The sequence below is a fragment of the Serratia sp. S4 genome, assembly GCF_000347995.1.
Classification (GTDB): Bacteria; Pseudomonadota; Gammaproteobacteria; order Enterobacterales; family Enterobacteriaceae; genus Serratia; species Serratia quinivorans.
The window spans coordinates 3,963,815-3,980,482 of sequence record NZ_KB661120.1 but is presented as its reverse complement, the minus strand read 5'-3'; the positions used below and the strand labels follow the sequence as shown (position 1 = coordinate 3,980,482).

The following is a 16,668-nucleotide window of genomic DNA, read 5'->3' as shown; positions in this document are numbered from 1 at the left end:
GCAGCGTTGTTGCCTGCACTCACTCCCCCCAGTTACTTACTCAAGTAAGCGCCTGGGGATGAGCGAGCTGGCCGCCTAGCTGCAACTTGAAACTCATAGGGTATACAATAAAAATCCCCAATAGATTTTGCGCGTGGCGTGAAAATGAAGGGGAAATCCGGAGTAAGGCTATGACAACTGAATTTATGCTGGTAACGCTGTCGAACCAATCTGCTGACGCTCGCTGGGGCGAGAAAGCGCTACTGAGCACCGGTGCAGAAGGGATGACCATCCACCTGACCGGCAAAGATAAACTGGGCAGCATTCAACGTGCGGCCCGTAAGATTGACGGCCAGGGCATCAAGAATGTCAAACTGGCCGGTGACGGCTGGGATCTGGAAAACAGCTGGGCATTCTGGCAGGGCTTCCGTGGGCCGAAAGGCAAACGCAGTGTCGAATGGGCACCATTGCCGGCAGCGGAAAGCAAAGAGCTGGAACAGCGCCTGAAGATTGTTGACTGGGTGCGTGACACCATCAACATGTCGGCGGAAGAGCTGGGGCCAGAACAGTTGGCTACCCGCGCGGTTGATCTGATGTGTGACATCGGTTGTGAAGCCGTCAGCTATCGTATTACCAAGGGTGAAGATCTGCGTGAGCAAAACTACGCCGGTATTCACACCGTGGGCCGTGGGTCAGATCGTTCACCGGTGCTGTTGGCACTGGATTTCAACCCGACCGGTAACCCGGAAGCGCCGGTGTTTGCCTGCCTGGTGGGCAAAGGCATCACCTTTGACACCGGTGGCTACAGCCTGAAACAAAGCGCCTTTATGGACTCCATGAAGGCGGATATGGGCGGTGCAGCCACCATTACCGGCGCACTGGCGCTGGCAGCGGCTCGCGGTCTGAAACAGCGTGTGAAACTTTACCTGTGCTGTGCCGACAACATGGTCAGCGGCAATGCTTTCAAATTGGGTGACATCATCCGTTACCGCAACGGCAAAAGCGTTGAGGTGATGAATACCGATGCGGAAGGGCGTCTGGTGCTGGCCGATGGCCTGATCGATGCGTCCGCGCAGAACCCTCAGTTGATCATCGACTGCGCCACTCTGACCGGTGCGGCGAAAACGGCGGTGGGTAACGACTACCATGCGCTGTTCAGCTTCGATGACGCCCTGGCGCAAGAGCTGCTGGCCAGTGCGGCGGCGGAGCAAGAGGCATTCTGGCGTCTGCCGCTGGCTGAATTCCACCGCAGCCAACTGCCGTCCAACTTTGCCGAACTGAACAACGTAGCCGGTCCAGCCTACACGGCGGGTGCCAGTACTGCGGCTGCTTTCCTGTCGCATTTTGTGACTAACTACCAGCAGGGCTGGCTGCACATCGACTGTTCCGCTACTTACCGCAAAGGTGCAGTAGATCAATGGTCCGCTGGCGCAACCGGTCTGGGTGTACGTGCCCTGGCCAACCTGCTGCTGAGCAAAGCCAAATAATTGAATGCCCACCCCGGTGGGCGTTATACCCGTCATCTTTCAAGTTGCAGCGTTGTTACCTGCACTCGCTCACCCCAGTTACTTACTAAAGTAAGCGCCTGGGGATGAGCGAGCTGGGCGCCTAGCTGCAAAATGAAAGCTATAGGGTATAGAATGTCGTTTATCCTCGGGGCCCAGCATGCTGGGCCTCGTTATTTGATTGCTGGAGTTTGCCATGAGTTCTCACCATCACGAAGCCGCCACAGGCGAAAACGAACTTGAACGCCTGTTGAAACTGGCGGTGACGGAGCCGGCCCATCGTCCGGCATTCTTTCGTGAACTGCTTGAGGCTACGGTGTTGATCCTCGGTGACAGCGAACAGGTGCAACTCGGTGGAGACATCACGCTCAATGCTGACACACCGGTGAATATCCAGCATTGGGAAAAGCAGGACGGCGGCAGTATCATCCCGTTTTTCACCTCGGTGGAAGCGCTGCAAAAGGCCGTTGAGGATGAACAGCCCTTCATCGCCATGCCGGCACGGGTCTTATTCGAGATTACGCAGGGTGCGGACCTGTTCCTCAACCCGAAGGCCGAGTACGGCAAGGAATTTTATCCTGAAGAGGTGGCAATGCTGCTGGCCACCGGCGGCGTAAACAAACCGGCAGAACGCTATATCGACAAGGATACCCAGATCCTGTTGGGGCAGCCGGAAGAATATCCGTCGGCAATGGTCGATGCCTTGACCACATTGTTCAGCCAGCGCAAGCCGGTACGCCGCGCGTTTCTGGCACTGATGCACGATCAGGCGGTCGACGAAAAACCTAATCTGTTGATCGGGCTGGAAGTCGATGGCGAACAAGGTGATATCGAGGCGCTGATCAATGAAGCGGGCAGCGTGGCCAGCGAAACCGCACCTAACGACGAACCGGTGGATTTTTGCCTGGTATCGGAAAAGGAACGTGGCGTCAGCCATTACCTGATCACCCATACCCAACCCTTCTACCAGCGTCGCTGGGGCAGCTGGTTACGCAACATCATCCCTTCTACCGATAAAACCCAGTAGCCCTGTTTTTGCTGTTGTAAGTTGTATCAGGGTAAAAGAGAGCGGCCAACCTCGAAAGGCTGGCCGCGTACAACAATGGGCGCCGGAAAACCACTGCGTCACACCATAACAGGCGGGGCGAACCCCGCCTACAGGTTGCCATTTAACGTTTAACGTTACAGGACAACACTGCCGCTACCTCCGTATTTCCCTGTTTGTATGTAAGCTCGCAAACTGAGCCACGTATTTACCCGTCGCCTTTCAAGTTGCAGCGTTGTTACCTGCACTCGCTCACCCCAGTTACTTACTAAAGTAAGCGCCTGGGGATGAGCGAGCTGGGCGCCTAGCTGCAACTTGAAACTCATAGGGTATAGGTTGGGTGAATACCAGAAACGTTACGCATCCTACTGTAAATCCTGGTAAAAACAGTTTTCGCGACATGTCAGCCCTCCGTTGCATTTCTGCGGTTAAGAGGCTACCATGCTGGTGTTGATGCAGTATGGTGAAGCCTCATTCTGATTAAGAGTCAGTTTGGGGCTTTCTTCTTTCTGCTTCCCACCCAGGGCCTGAAGCAGAAAGCTTCAAGCGCCCGTCCGCAGTCTAACAGAAGCTTTAATTTCAAAGCTATACCGTCAGGTCGCGGTAAATTCGTTCAACCATTCGCGCCAGATATTGGTCGTAAAAAGACCCCGTTTGGGGCCTTTCATACGTCGGTGATTGTGGTTCAGGGTTTTAACCGGGCGAGCCCCGCGATGGCCTGTTCAAGATATTGGCGAGGACAGCCGAGATTGATGCGAATAAAGCCTTTTCCCTGCTCGCCAAAGCTGATGCCCATCGAAGCGGCAATCTTTGACTGGTGGATCAACGCCTGCTGTAGGGCGTGATCATCCTGGCCTAAGGCGCGACAATCCAGCCAGGCAAGGTAGGTTCCTTCGGCTGGGGTCATTTTGCACCAGGGTGCGGCACAGGCTAATGCCTGCTCAAACCAACGCCGGTTGTCGGCCAGATAACCTTGTAAATCATCAAGCCAGGCTTCCCCCTGTTGATAAGCTGCTGTTGCGGCAGTCATCGAGAGTGCATTAAAGACATCCAACCCATGAGCATTAAGGCGTTCGATAAACGCATTGCGGGTGCGAACATTGGGGATCAGGAAATTTGAGATCCTCAGCGACGACAGGCCAAAGCTCTTGCTGGCAGAGGTCGCCGAAATCAGCTGGTCGTGCCAGGCTTCATCCAGATGCAGCACCGAGGTAAAGGTTTCGCCGGGCAGCGTCAGGTCGGCCCAGATTTCATCGGAAATCACCGTCACGTCATGACGACTGCATAGCGTCATCAACTGCGTCAGTTCGCTGCGGGTCCAGCATCGCCCGGTGGGGTTATGTGGGTTACACAACAGCAATAATGGCGGTTTCCGCTGTTCAAAACAGGCTTCCAGATGCTCGAAGTCGAATTGATAACCCTGCGCGCTTTCCTTCAGCGGATTTTCGAGGACTTCTCGGCCGTTCATGGTGATGATCTTGGCGAAAGATCCATAGTATGGCCCCTGGATCACCACCGGATCGCCAGGCTGGCTAAGCAACTGGATCAGGAGCGCCAATCCGGGCACCACCCCCTCAACGGAGGTGAACCATTCGCGCTGCAAAGGCAGATTGTGCCGTCTTGAGAACCAATTGATCACCGCCTGGTAATATGAGTCATCGCGTTCGCTATAGCCAAATATGCCGTGATCCACCCGCTGATGCAGCGCCTGCCGGACTTCCTCTGGACACTGGAAGTCAAAATCAGAGACCCACATTGGCAAAAGGTCGGTCTCATCGAGTTGCAGATAGCGGTCGATAAAGTCCCATTTCACCGAGCCGGTGTTGTGGCGGTTGACTATCTGATTAAAATCGCTCTGTTTCACGTCAGGCTTCCTTACGCTGTAAATCGTTTTGTGGCTGTATTTTGGCAATCCCGAACCCGGTAAAGCCATAAATCAGGGCAAATACCACGGCGGCGTAGCATTGGATGGCCCACGGCAGTAAATCCAGCGTGCTGACACCCAGGGTGGTTGCCATATAGATGCCCGCGGACGTCCACGGGATTAAAGGTTCGATGACGGTGCCCGCATCTTCTACGGTCCGCGACAGGTTTTTATTGTCTAACCCCATGCGGCGATAGGCACCCTTGAACAGCTCGGCGGGAATAAGCAATGCCAGCTTGCCGTCGCTGGTGGCACCGGTCACCAGGATGGTGGTCGCGACCGTTGCGGCGATCAACTGGCCGGTGGTATGGACCACTTTCAGCAGTCGGTTGATGATAACGGTCAGCGCGCCGGTCAGCGTTAAGGCACCGGCAAAGGAAAACGCACAGAACACCAGCAGGATGGTGCTCATCATCGAGAACATGCCGCCGCGGTTGAGCAGGCGCGGAACATCTAGGGCGATGCCGGTAATGCTGTGCCCCTGAGCCGTAAACATTGAAAGATTAAAACCGTCCATCAATGCATTTAAGCCTTGCTGCAGGTTAAACCCCTGGAGCAATACGCCAATGAATATGGCGAGGGTACAGGCCGCCAGCATGACGGGGATCACCGGCCGTTTGGTCACGGCACCCCACAGCACCAACACCGGCGGCAGGATCAGCAGCAAGTTAAAGTGATACAAACCCTCCAGCGCGGTCACGATCTCGGTGACTTTTTCCGGCGTGGCTACGCTGCCGACGGCGCTGGTGTGCCCGGCAATCAGATACACCACCGCGGCTAAAACAAAGCTCGGTATTGTGGTGTACATCAGGTGCTGGATATGGCTGTAAAGATCGGTATCCGCGACGATGGCCGCGAAATTGGTGGAGTCGGACAGCGGGGAGATCTTATCGCCAAAGTAGGCGCCGGAAACCACGGCACCGGCGGCGGCGGCCAGGGGAACATCCAGTCCGGCGGCAACGCCCATCAGTGCGACACCCACGGTGCCTGCCGCGCCCCAGGAGGTGCCGGTACAAACGGAGATCACGCTGGTAATAAAGAATGCGGCGATCAGGATATATTGCGGGCTAATCAGTTTTAAGCCCCAGTACACCATGTAAGGAATGGTGCCGCTGAACATCCAGGTGCCGATCAACCCGCCGACGCAGATCAGTATCATGATCACTGGCATGGCCTTGGCCAGTTTGGCGACGATGGACTCGATAATGTCGTTCCAGCGGTAACCTTGCCACCAGGCCAGTGCGGCGGCAATGGTGGCCGAAACCAGCAGCAACGGCTCGATCCGCAGCCCAAGCTGGCCGTAGCCGACGATGAGCAGCAATAGCATCGCCACAATGGGCAGCATCGCCAGTCCCAGGTTGAGTTTCTTTTTGTTATTCATTAACAACTCCGGTTAAGGATGAGGGTGTGACGCCAGCCTAATGAATTCGTTTTGATTGGGATGTGAGCCTGGGCAACTGTCCATGTAATCGGTTTCATGAGTAGGCGTTGTGTGCGTTGCCTCTCATTTTTCAGGCTTGTTTTCTTGATTTGAGGTGTTTTTCTCGAGGGGGGTGACCGAGTCTCGCAGGATCAATTCAGCGGAAAACATATTATTCTGCGGTGCCACAGTGGCAGCAGAGTTCAACTGCAGCGCCAAATTAGCCGCACGTCGCGCCATTTTCTCAATCGGATAATGCATGGTGGTCAATGACGGGTGAAGATATTTTGCCAGGGTCACGTCATCAAAGCCGACAATCGAGATCGCCTCCGGCAGTTTTATCTGCCGCTGGCGAAAGGTTCGCATCATACCGGCGGCCATCACGTCATTGAACGTCAGTGCGGCGGTAAAAGGGTGATCGCTTGCCAGGATCCTTTCTGCCGCTAATTCGCCCCCTTGCTCATTGAAGGGAACGCTGATGATCCAGCTACCCGGCACCGAGATCCCGGCATCATTCATGGCACTGCGATAGCCTTCCAGACGCTGTTTTCTGTCATCGATGGGTAAGTCCGTCGTGATACAGGCGATATTGCGGTGCCCGTGCCGAATCAGCATCTGGGTGGCGGCCTGAGAGGCGCTGACGTTGTCCAGCCAGATGCAGCGGTTGGCGATGGCAGGCAAATAGCGATTGATCACCACCATCGCCGGGGTGTGGGCGGCATAGCGTAAAACGTCGGCATCGCTCATCCGGGTCACGTGGGCCACGATGGCTTCACAGCCCTGATTGATCAGAAAATCGAGACCGTTCTTCTCCAGTTCGGCCTGATGGCCGCCGCTGCAGACCATTAATTTTACGCCGTCTTTGCGCGTGACATCTTCGACTCCCCGTGCCAGACGCGAGAAAAAAGGGTCGTCGAGATTACCGGTCAACAGCCCCAGCATATTGCCGCTTCTTTTCGCCAGGGCCAGCGCGGCAGCATTGCGGTGATAGTTAAACTCGCGCATGGCTTTTTCAACCCGTTCGCGGGTGACCGGCTCCACATAGGCGGTGCTGTTGATCACCCGGCTGACGGTGGCCGTCGACACACCTGCCCGTCGGGCAACATCTTTCATTGTGGCCATATCATTTCCTGCTTCAGGCTTGGGTGGCCCCTTTCTGTTGAAGGGAAAAAATTGAGCTGGGTCTGATGCTAACAGCGCTGCTATTATTCATCCATATTCGGATCTTGCGCCGACGAGTGTCGTTGCGTAAAGGCTGCCAGGGAGTTAAACGATGAAACCATACCGTTCAGGGGCATTTGCATCAGGCAAGAAGCTTTGTCAGGGGATCGCATTGGCGGGAGGCCTGCTGCTGCTGGCCGCCTGTGATGACGGCGGAAAAAAACCAACCGCAGCGCAGGCTGATGCCCAGGCCAGCAGTGTCACGCAGGCCAAACGGCCGGATGCCGCCGCGTTGGCGGCATTGGCGAAACGCGACGCCGGTAAGCCGCTGACGCTGCTTGATGCCTCCGAACTGCAACTCGACGGCGCCAGTGCCATGGTGCTGACGTTTTCTTTGCCGCTGGATCCGAGTCAGGATTTCGCTGCGCGAGCGCATCTGGTCGACAGCGTTAGCGGTAAAATCGACGGTGCCTGGGAGCTGTCAGATAACCGGATGGAACTGCGGCTGCGCCATCTGCAGCCCAACCGCAAGCTGGTGCTGACCCTCGAGAGCGCTCTGAAAGCGGTCAACGGTGCCGAACTGGGCAAACAGCAAGAACAGACTATTACCACCCGCGACATCAAACCGAGCGTCGGCTTTGCCGGCAAAGGCTCGCTGTTGCCGACCAAGCTGGCGCAGGGGCTGCCGGTGATGGCGTTAAACGTCGATAACGTTGACGTTAACTTCTTCCGGGTGAAGGCCGATGCCTTACCTGCGTTCCTGGCAAACTGGGAATATCGCAATTCGCTCTCCAGTTGGGAGTCGGAAGAACTGCTGAAAATGGCCGATCTGGTCTACAGCGGCCGCTTCGATCTCAACCCGCAGCGCAACACCCGCGAACGCCTGCTATTGCCGTTGAGTAGCATCGAGGCCTTGCAACAGCCGGGTGTCTACCTGGCGGTGATGCAGCAGGCCGGGCATTACGGATATACCAACCCGGCGACCCTGTTTACCCTCAGTGATATCGGCGTTTCGCTGCACAGTTATCACGACCGTCTGGACGTGTTTACCCAGGCTCTGGATGGCGGCGCGGCATTGGGCGCGGTTGAACTGCGCCTGCTGGATGAAAAAGGTCAAACGCTGACCCAGGGCACCACCGATAAGCAAGGGCACGCCCAGTTGGCGAAAAGCGCCAAGGCGCGGTTGTTGCTGGCGACGCAACAGGGCCAGACCAGCATGATCGATCTGTCGACGCCTGCGCTGGATTTGGCTGAGTTCGATATTGCCGGGCCGGAAGGCTACAGCAAGCAATTCTTCGCCTTCGGCCCGCGTGATCTTTACCGTCCCGGCGAAACGCTAATCGTTAACGGGCTGCTGCGTGACGCCGACGGCAAACCACTGCCGGCCCAGCCGGTGAAGGTGGATATCGTCAAACCGGACGATCAGGTGGCGCGTAGCTTTGTCTGGCAGCCGCAGGATGGCTTGTATCAATATCAGTACCCAATCCCTGAAGGCGGGCCGACCGGCAACTGGTCGCTGCGTTTCAATCTGGGCGATAACCAGCCGCGGCTTTACAGCTTCAAGGTCGAGGATTTCCTGCCGGAACGCATGGCGTTAGACATTACCGCCGAGAAAACCCCGCTGCGCCCTGACGCACAGTTAGTGTTCGACGTCAGCGGCCGTTATCTCTATGGTGCCCCGGCCTCGGGTAACCGCCTGCAGGGGCAGGTGTTCCTGCGGCCGCAGCGTGAGGCGGTCAGCAGCCTGCCGGGCTATGAGTTTGGTTCGGTCACGGAAGAAAGCCTGTCGCGCAATATGGATGAATTCGACCAGGCGCTGGATAACGCCGGCAAGGCGCAGGTGGCGGTGGACAGCAGTTGGGCAGAGGTAAAATCGCCGTTGAAAGCCATCTTGCAGGCCAGCCTGCTGGAGTCCGGTGGTCGCCCGGTAACGCGCCGCGCCGAACAGGCGATCTGGCCTGCCGATGCGCTGCCCGGCATTCGACCTTTGTTCAACAAACAACAGATTTATGATTATCGTAGCAACAGCTACCAGGCCCAGCCGGTGGTGGATGAAAACACCCAGGCCGGGTTTGATATTGTCTACGCCAATGCCGCTGGTGAAAAACTGGCCGTCAGCGGGCTGAAGGCTCGCCTGGTGCGTGAGCGTCGCGACTACTACTGGCAGTGGTCAGAAGGCGAAGGCTGGCAGTCGTTGTACGATAAGAAGGATCTACCGCTGGCGGAACAGTCTATCGATATCGCCGCCAACGGCAGCACCAAGGTCAGTTTCCCGGTGGAGTGGGGCGCATATCGTATTGAGGTCGTGGATCCGCAGAGCAATCTGATCAGCAGCCTGCGTTTCTGGGCCGGTTACAGCTGGCAGGACAACACTAATGGCAGTGGGGCTGTACGTCCGGACCAGGTGAAGCTGAAGCTGGACAAACCGGCCTACCAACCGGGCGAGAAAGTGAAGCTGCATATCGAAGCGCCGGCCGCCGGCAAGGGCTACCTGCTGGTGGAATCCAGCGATGGTCCGCTATGGTGGCAGGAACTGGATGTGCCGGCCAAGGGCGTTGATGTTGAAGTGCCTATCAATCAGGAGTGGAAACGCCACGATCTGTACCTCAGCGCATTGGTGATCCGCCCGGGTGACAAGCAACAGCAGTCGACGCCGAAACGGGCGGTGGGGCTGTTGCATCTGCCGCTGGTGGATGAAGGACGCAAACTGGCACTGCAGCTGGACGCGCCGCAGCGTATGCGGCCGAACCAAATGCTGACGGTGAAGGTGAAGGCCGCCCACAGCAGCGGTAAACCGCCACAGCAAATCAACGTGCTGCTTTCCGCGGTGGACAGCGGCATCCTCAACATTACCAATTATGCGACGCCGGATCCGTATCAGGCCTTCTTTGGCCGTAAGCGCTACAGCGCCGATCAGTACGATGTTTATGGTCAATTGATTGAAGGCAAAGGGCGTTTGGCAAACCTGCGCTACGGCGGCGACGGTGATGACGAAGATGCGTTGTCGCGCGGCGGTAAAAAGCCGATCACCGCGGTTACCATTGTTGCCCAGCAGGCGCAGCCGGTTAAGCTGGATGCCAACGGCGAAGGCGAAATTCAGATTGCCATTCCTGACTTCAACGGTGAATTACGACTGATGGCGCAGGCGTGGAGCGATGAAGACTTCGGCAAGGCGGAAGGCAAGACCGTGGTTGCCGCACCGGTGGTGGCAGAGCTGGCGACGCCACGCTTCCTGGCCGGGGGCGACAGCACCCAATTGGCGCTGGATGTCAGTAACCTGTCGGGCCAGCCGCAGACATTAACCGTGAAACTGGCTTCTAGCGGATTGGTAGCGCTGCAGGGGGCTGCCGAACAGCAGGTCAGCCTGGCCAACGGCGAACGCACTACGCTGCAGATCCCGGTGCAGGCGCTGGCGGGCTTTGGTCAGGGCGAGGTCGCGCTGACCCTCAGCGGTCTGGTGCTGCCGGGGGAAACGCTCAAGGACTATCAGCACAGTTGGAAGATTGGCGTAAGGCCGGCTTATCCAGCGCAAACCCGCCAGTTCGCCAGCGTGATCCACGCCGGTGAAAGCTGGAGTCTGCCGGCAGATGCCGCCGCCGGGCTGGTTCAGGCGACGACCGAAGGGCAACTGCTGTTGACCAGCCGTCCGCCAATCAACCTGGCGCGTTACATCAGCGAGCTGTACGCCTATCCCTACGGCTGCCTGGAGCAGACGACCAGCGGGCTTTATCCGTCGTTGTATACCAACCGGGCGCAGCTCAGTGCGCTCGGGATTAAATCCGGCAGCGATGAAAGCCGCCGCAACAGTATCGACGTTGGCATCGAGCATCTGCTCAGCATGCAGCGCTATAACGGCGGTTTTGGTCTGTGGAGTCGCGACAGCCAGGAAGAGTTCTGGCTGACGGCCTACGCTACCGACTTCCTGTTCCGTGCCAGTGAACAGAACTACAGCGTCCCGACCGATGCGCTAACGGCGGCCAATAACCGTCTGCAGCGCTATTTACAGGACCGCAGTCAGATTGACGTTGCCTCCACCCAGTATCCGGACCACACCCGTTTTGCGGTGCAGGCTTATGCCGGCTTGGTATTGGCGCGTCAGCAACAGGCACCGCTCGGGGCATTGCGACAGCTGTTTGAGCGCCGTGCCGATGCTCGTTCGGGCCTGCCGCTGGTGCAACTTGGCGTGGCGCTGAAGCTGATGGGCGATATGCCGCGTGCCAATCAGGCTATTGAACAAGGGCTGGCAACGCAGCGCAATGCCAAGGATTACTGGTTGGAAGATTACGGCAGTCCACTGCGTGATGACGCGATGATCCTGGCGCTTCTGACCGAAAATAACCTGCTGCCGGCCGAGCGCGACCAGCGCTTGCTGACGCTGTCTGAGCGTCTCAACGGCGAACGTTATCTGTCTACGCAGGAGAGCAATGCCCTGTTCCTGGCGGCGCGCAATCTGATTGGCAGTGCTGAAACGCCATGGCAGGCACAAACGGCGCAGGGCAAAACCCTGTCCGGCAGCCAGGCGCTGACGCAAAATCTGTCCGCTGAGCAGTTGGCGAACGGGTTGCAGCTCACCAATACCGGCAGCGGTACGCTGTACAGCCGGGTCGATTTGGTCGGTTATCCGCAGCAGGCGCCGCAGCCGCAGAGCAACGTGTTGAATATTCGCCGCGAATTCCTGGGGTTGGACGGCAAACCCGTGGATCTGACCCAACTGAAAAGCGGCCAGCTGATCCTGGTGCACCTGGACGTCTGGGCCGATAATCAGGTGCCGGACGCGCTGGTGGTGGATCTGCTGCCGGCCGGGCTGGAGCTGGAGAACCAAAATCTGGGGGACAGCAGCGCCAGCCTGGGCGAAAGCGCCAGCAGCGTGACCGAACTGCTGCAGGATATGCAGCAGGCCGATATCAAACATCAGGAGTTCCGTGACGATCGCTATGTGGCGGCGGTGAATATCGACGGCTACCGTCATACCACGCTGCTGTATCTGGCTCGGGCCGTGACGCCGGGCGCTTATCTGGTTCCGGCACCGCAGGTTGAGTCGATGTATGTGCCTGCCTGGCGTGCGCTGGGCGCGACACCACAGCGGCTTGAAATTGCCAAATGATCCTCTTTGCCCCGCCCCGGTGATTTAGCCGGTGGCGGGGCAAAGGGGTGATACCTTCCTGATGAATCGACTTCTTACTCATTTACGTCGCCGGGCAGCCATCTGGCTGCTGGCTATTTTGCTGCCGCCCGTTTTGCTGTGGTTGGCGGACCGGCTGTGGCCGTTGCCGCTGAAAGATGCCGAGATGGCACGAGTGGTGGTGGCGGAAGACGGTACCCCGCTGTGGCGCTATGCGGACAGTGACGGCGTATGGCGCTATCCGGTCAGTCTGCAGCAGGTCTCACCCTATTATTTGCAGGCGCTGCTGACCTATGAAGACCGTTGGTTTTATCGGCACCCCGGCATCAATCCATTGTCGCTGGCCCGTGCCGCCTGGCAGGACCTGCGCAACGGGCAGATCGTTTCCGGCGGCAGCACGCTGTCGATGCAGGTAGCGCGCCTGATTGATCCCCATCCACGCACTCTGGCCGGCAAGTTACGCCAGGTGTGGCGTACCGCCCAGTTGGAATGGCATCTGTCGAAGGATCAAATCCTTGAAATCTACCTTAACCGGGCACCTTACGGCGGCACGCTACAGGGGATTGGCGCGGCCAGCTGGACTTATTTGGGCAAACCGCCTTCGGCGCTGACGCGTGGTGAGGCGGCGTTGCTGGCAGTGTTGCCGCAGGCTCCCAGCCGTTTGCGGCCGGACCGCTACCCGGAACGGGCGCAGGCTGCGCGTGACAAGGTGCTGGAACGCCTGGCGTATTATCAGGTTTGGCCGGCACCACAGGTGGCCGAAATCCGGCAGGAAGCGTTGTGGCTGGCCCCGCGCCAGGTACCGCAGTTGGCCCCGTTACTGGCAAGGCGCATGACACAGGGCAATCGTAGCCAGGTGGTGACCACCACGCTGGACGCTACCTTGCAGCGGCGGCTGGAAGAACTGGCTCGCGGCTGGAAGAGTCAACTGCCGGAAAAAACCTCGGTTGGCGTATTGGTGGTTGATCACACCAATATGAAAGTACGTGCCTACCTGGGCTCGCTGGATTTGAACGATAACAGCCGTTTTGGCCATGTCGACATGGTGGCTGCCTGGCGTTCGCCGGGCTCGACGTTAAAACCCTTTTTGTATGGTTTGGCGCTGGACGACGGCCTGATCCACGCCGAATCGCTGTTGCAGGACGTACCGCGCCGTTTTGGGGATTATCGGCCCGGTAATTTTGATACCGGTTTCCACGGCCCGGTCAGCGCCAGTGAAGCGTTGTCGCGTTCACTCAACCTGCCGGCGGTCCAGTTGCTGGAAGCCTACGGGCCGAAGCGCTTTGCCGCCAATCTCCGTAACGTGGGGGTTGAACTGCGGCTGCCGGCACACGCCGAACCCAGCCTGGCGCTGATCCTGGGCGGGGCCGGTGCCCGGCTGGATCAATTGGTGGCCGGATTCAGCGCGCTGGCTCGTCAGGGCCGGGTGGCACCGCTGCGCTTTACGCCTCAGCAAGGGATTTACGATCGCCAGTTCATGTCGCCGGGCGCCGCCTGGATTGTACGGCGAATATTGGCGGGAGAGGCACGTCCATTGCCGGATGATGCATTGCCTGCCAGTGTGCCACTGGCGTGGAAGACCGGCACCAGTTACGGCTACCGCGACGCCTGGGCCATCGGCGTTAATGCGCGCTATACGATAGGCATTTGGGTGGGGCGACCGGACGGTACTCCGGTGGCCGGGCAGTTCGGTTTTGCTACCGCGGTGCCGCTGCTTAACCAGGTCAATAACCTGTTGCTGACCTCTTTACGCCAGCGTGGGGAAGGCATTCCGGCCGATCCGCGCCCCGCCAGCGTCAGCCGTGCGGTGATTTGCTGGCCGGGCGGGCAGCCACTGCCCGCGGGGGACAGCAATTGCCGCCAAAGACGTCTGAGCTGGACTCTCGACGGGACTATTCCGCCGACGCTGCCCGCACCGGGTCAGGAAAGCGTGCTGGGCAGCCAGCCGCTGATGTGGTTGAACGCGCGTGGATTGCGGGTTGCAGCGGATTGCCCGGGGGCGACGCCGCGTCGGCTGGCGCTATGGCCTACGCCGCTGGAGCCCTGGTTGCCTCCGGCGGAGCGCCGTGCACAGCGCTTGCCGGCTATTGATCCGCAGTGCCCGCCGTTGCAGCAGCAAGAAGCACCGCCATTGTTAATGCTGGGCGTGCGTGACGGCGCGATACTGCGTCGCCTGCCGGGCAATAATACGCTGGATTTGCGGGTCAGCGTCCAGGGCGGCGGCGGACAGCGCTGGTGGTTCCTCAACGGCCAGTTGGTGGGGGAAGGGGAGTCGCTGCTACAGACGCTGACACAACCTGGTCGCTATCAGCTCAGCGTGCTGGATGAGAGCGGTCAGGTGGCATTGCGCGAATTTAACCTCGATTAAGGTAAGTTTTCATAACCTGTGCTCTGGGCCGCAAAGTGAAGAATAAAGATAATGATTTTTTAATGAAATGTTGATTTTCCCGTAGGCAAGCGTTGGCAGCACACATATAATCTGCGCCACTTGAGAAGGCCGGCACCCTGTTTGCAGACCGGCCTGTTTTGGAAGTTATACAGAGGCCATCATGACCGTAGAACGTACCTTTTCCATCATTAAACCAAACGCTGTAGCTAACAACGACATCGGCGCAATCTATGCTCGCTTTGAGCGTGCCGGTTTCAAAATCATCGCATCCAAAATGCTGCGTCTGACTCGCGAACAAGCCGAAGGCTTCTACGCTGAGCACAAAGGCCGCCCATTCTTCGATGGCCTGGTTGAGTTCATGACCTCTGGCCCGATCGTGGTTCAGGTTCTGGAAGCAGAAAACGCAGTACAGCGTAACCGTGACATCATGGGCGCAACCAACCCGGACAACGCACTGGCCGGCACCCTGCGTGCTGACTACGCGGACAGCTTCACTGCCAACGCCGTACACGGTTCTGACGCAGTAGAATCTGCACAGCGCGAAATCGCGTATTTCTTTAATGAGAGCGAAATCTGCTCACGTTAATTTGCTCGTCGCCTTTCAAGCTGTAGGGGGCGATATATTCGCCCCGATTGGCTCAGGCGCAGCATGCAGCGCCGCTACTCGAATTTTTCATTCATCGGCTGAAACAATAAAAATGCCCTGAATGTCTTTCAGACGTGGAAAGCTGCTACTAAAATTTGTACAATGCCGCGCCCCTGATGAGGCTTCTTGTCAGGGGCGCGCTTTTAGCGCCGTCACCGCAATTTATGCGGGTTGAACGACGCACTTACTTTCCACTCTTTCGCGCCGTAACGTGTAACAACGAGGCCAGAGATCAATTATGTTAGAACCCATCACGTCCGAGCACATCGTGTCTGAAAATAATTCGCTGACTACTCAATCCGTTAACGCGGAACAACCGGCTGTGGCCAAAATTAACCTGCTGGATTTGAACCGTCAGCAACTGCGTGAGTTTTTCGCCAAAATGGGCGAGAAACCCTTCCGTGCCGATCAGGTCATGAAGTGGATGTACCACTATTGCTGCGATGACTTTGAGCAGATGACCGACATTAACAAGGTCCTGCGCAATAAATTGCAGAGCGTCGCCGAGATCCGTGCGCCAGAAGTGGCGGAAGAACAACGCTCAGCCGATGGCACCATTAAATGGGCGATCAAAGTGGGCGATCAGCAGGTCGAAACCGTGTATATCCCAGACGGCGACCGTGCGACCCTGTGTGTCTCTTCCCAGGTGGGTTGTGCACTGGAATGCAAATTCTGTTCGACCGCGCAGCAAGGCTTTAACCGCAACCTGCGCGTGTCGGAAATCATTGGTCAGGTTTGGCGTGCGGCGAAAATTATCGGTGCGCTGAAAGTGACCGGCGAACGTCCGATCACCAACGTGGTGATGATGGGCATGGGTGAGCCGTTGCTCAACCTGAACAACGTGGTACCGGCGATGGAAATCATGCTGGACGACTTCGGTTTTGGCCTGTCCAAGCGTCGTGTGACCCTGTCTACTTCCGGCGTGGTGCCGGCACTGGACAAGTTGGGCGATATGATCGACGTTGCACTGGCAATCTCGCTGCATGCGCCGAACGACAAGATCCGCGACGACATCGTGCCGATCAACCGTAAATACAATATCGAGACCTTCCTGGCGGCGGTACGTCGCTACCTGGCAAAATCCAATGCCAACCAGGGGCGGGTAACGGTTGAATACGTGATGCTGGACCACATCAACGACAGCACCGACGACGCGCACCAGCTGGCAGAAGTCCTGAAGGACACGCCATGCAAGATCAACCTGATCCCATGGAACCCGTTCCCGGGGGCACCTTACGGCCGCAGCTCCAACAGCCGGGTGGATCGTTTTTCCAAAGTGTTGATGGAATACGGCTTTACGACTATTGTTCGTAAAACCCGTGGTGATGATATCGATGCCGCCTGCGGGCAACTGGCGGGTGAAGTGATCGACCGTACCAAGCGTACCCTGAAAAAGAAAATGGCCGGGGAACCTATCTCTGTACGTGCGGTCTGAATCCTATAGCATGATTTTTTTGTTATCTTACAGTCTGTTATG

General features: G+C 57.7%; 10 protein-coding genes. 6 read left to right on the top strand and 4 right to left on the bottom strand.

Translation table 11 applies throughout. The annotated features are described in order from the left end of the window. The first annotated feature begins 170 nt into the window (after positions 1-170). Both pepB and sseB read left to right on the top strand, forming a co-directional pair. The gene (gene pepB, locus SERS4_RS0119225) at positions 171-1,466 is read left to right on the top strand and encodes an aminopeptidase PepB (protein WP_017893694.1); all 1,296 of its coding nucleotides are present in this window, start codon (positions 171-173) and stop codon (positions 1,464-1,466) included. Between the two features lie 214 nt (positions 1,467-1,680). After that, the gene (gene sseB / locus SERS4_RS0119220; protein WP_017893693.1) at positions 1,681-2,511 is read left to right on the top strand and encodes an enhanced serine sensitivity protein SseB; all 831 of its coding nucleotides are present in this window, start codon (positions 1,681-1,683) and stop codon (positions 2,509-2,511) included. A gap of 142 nt (positions 2,512-2,653) precedes the next feature. Here the strand turns inward: sseB and SERS4_RS27465 are convergent, their stop codons facing one another. The 4 genes from SERS4_RS27465 to SERS4_RS0119205 all read right to left on the bottom strand — a co-directional run bounded on the left by SERS4_RS27465 (position 2,654) and on the right by SERS4_RS0119205 (position 6,995). Next, positions 2,654-2,737, bottom strand: coding sequence for a Hok/Gef family protein (locus tag SERS4_RS27465; protein WP_156816689.1), 84 nt, complete (start codon positions 2,735-2,737; stop codon positions 2,654-2,656). 477 nt (positions 2,738-3,214) lie between these two features. Beyond that, a complete protein-coding gene (locus SERS4_RS0119215) occupies positions 3,215-4,393 on the bottom strand; it encodes a MalY/PatB family protein (RefSeq protein ID WP_017893692.1) in 1,179 nt (392 codons plus the stop codon). 1 nt (position 4,394) lies between these two features. Next, positions 4,395-5,834 (bottom strand): Na+/H+ antiporter NhaC, encoded by a 1,440-nt coding sequence (gene nhaC / locus SERS4_RS0119210; protein WP_017893691.1) that lies wholly within the window; start codon positions 5,832-5,834, stop codon positions 4,395-4,397. 123 nt (positions 5,835-5,957) lie between these two features. Beyond that, positions 5,958-6,995, bottom strand: a complete 1,038-nt coding sequence (locus SERS4_RS0119205) for a LacI family DNA-binding transcriptional regulator (RefSeq protein WP_017893690.1) — start codon at positions 6,993-6,995, stop codon at positions 5,958-5,960. Between the two features lie 151 nt (positions 6,996-7,146). Here SERS4_RS0119205 and SERS4_RS0119200 point away from each other — a divergent pair, with 151 nt between their 5' ends. From SERS4_RS0119200 to SERS4_RS0119185, 4 genes are all read left to right on the top strand, one after another. Beyond that, a complete protein-coding gene (locus SERS4_RS0119200) occupies positions 7,147-12,138 on the top strand; it encodes an alpha-2-macroglobulin (protein WP_017893689.1) in 4,992 nt (1,663 codons plus the stop codon). Positions 12,139-12,199: 61 nt separating this feature from the next. Beyond that, positions 12,200-14,524 (top strand): peptidoglycan glycosyltransferase PbpC, encoded by a 2,325-nt coding sequence (pbpC, locus tag SERS4_RS0119195; protein ID WP_017893688.1) that lies wholly within the window; start codon positions 12,200-12,202, stop codon positions 14,522-14,524. Positions 14,525-14,705: 181 nt separating this feature from the next. Next, entirely contained in the window at positions 14,706-15,131 is a 426-nt protein-coding gene (ndk, locus tag SERS4_RS0119190; RefSeq protein WP_012146321.1) for a nucleoside-diphosphate kinase, read from the top strand. 298 nt (positions 15,132-15,429) lie between these two features. Next, positions 15,430-16,626, top strand: coding sequence for a bifunctional tRNA (adenosine(37)-C2)-methyltransferase TrmG/ribosomal RNA large subunit methyltransferase RlmN (locus SERS4_RS0119185; RefSeq protein ID WP_012146320.1), 1,197 nt, complete (start codon positions 15,430-15,432; stop codon positions 16,624-16,626). Positions 16,627-16,668: the final 42 nt, after the last annotated feature.

Bases quoted from the DNA above. Each gene is read 5' to 3' on its own strand.
- pepB (WP_017893694.1), top strand. From the start codon at position 171: ATGACAACTGAATTTATGCTGGTAACGCTGTCGAACCAATCTGCTGAC.
- sseB (WP_017893693.1), top strand. From the start codon at position 1,681: ATGAGTTCTCACCATCACGAAGCCGCCACAGGCGAAAACGAACTTGAA.
- nhaC (WP_017893691.1), bottom strand. From the start codon at position 5,834: ATGAATAACAAAAAGAAACTCAACCTGGGACTGGCGATGCTGCCCATT.
- SERS4_RS0119205 (WP_017893690.1), bottom strand. From the start codon at position 6,995: ATGGCCACAATGAAAGATGTTGCCCGACGGGCAGGTGTGTCGACGGCC.
- SERS4_RS0119200 (WP_017893689.1), top strand. From the start codon at position 7,147: ATGAAACCATACCGTTCAGGGGCATTTGCATCAGGCAAGAAGCTTTGT.
- pbpC (WP_017893688.1), top strand. From the start codon at position 12,200: ATGAATCGACTTCTTACTCATTTACGTCGCCGGGCAGCCATCTGGCTG.
- ndk (WP_012146321.1), top strand. From the start codon at position 14,706: ATGACCGTAGAACGTACCTTTTCCATCATTAAACCAAACGCTGTAGCT.
- SERS4_RS0119185 (WP_012146320.1), top strand. From the start codon at position 15,430: ATGTTAGAACCCATCACGTCCGAGCACATCGTGTCTGAAAATAATTCG.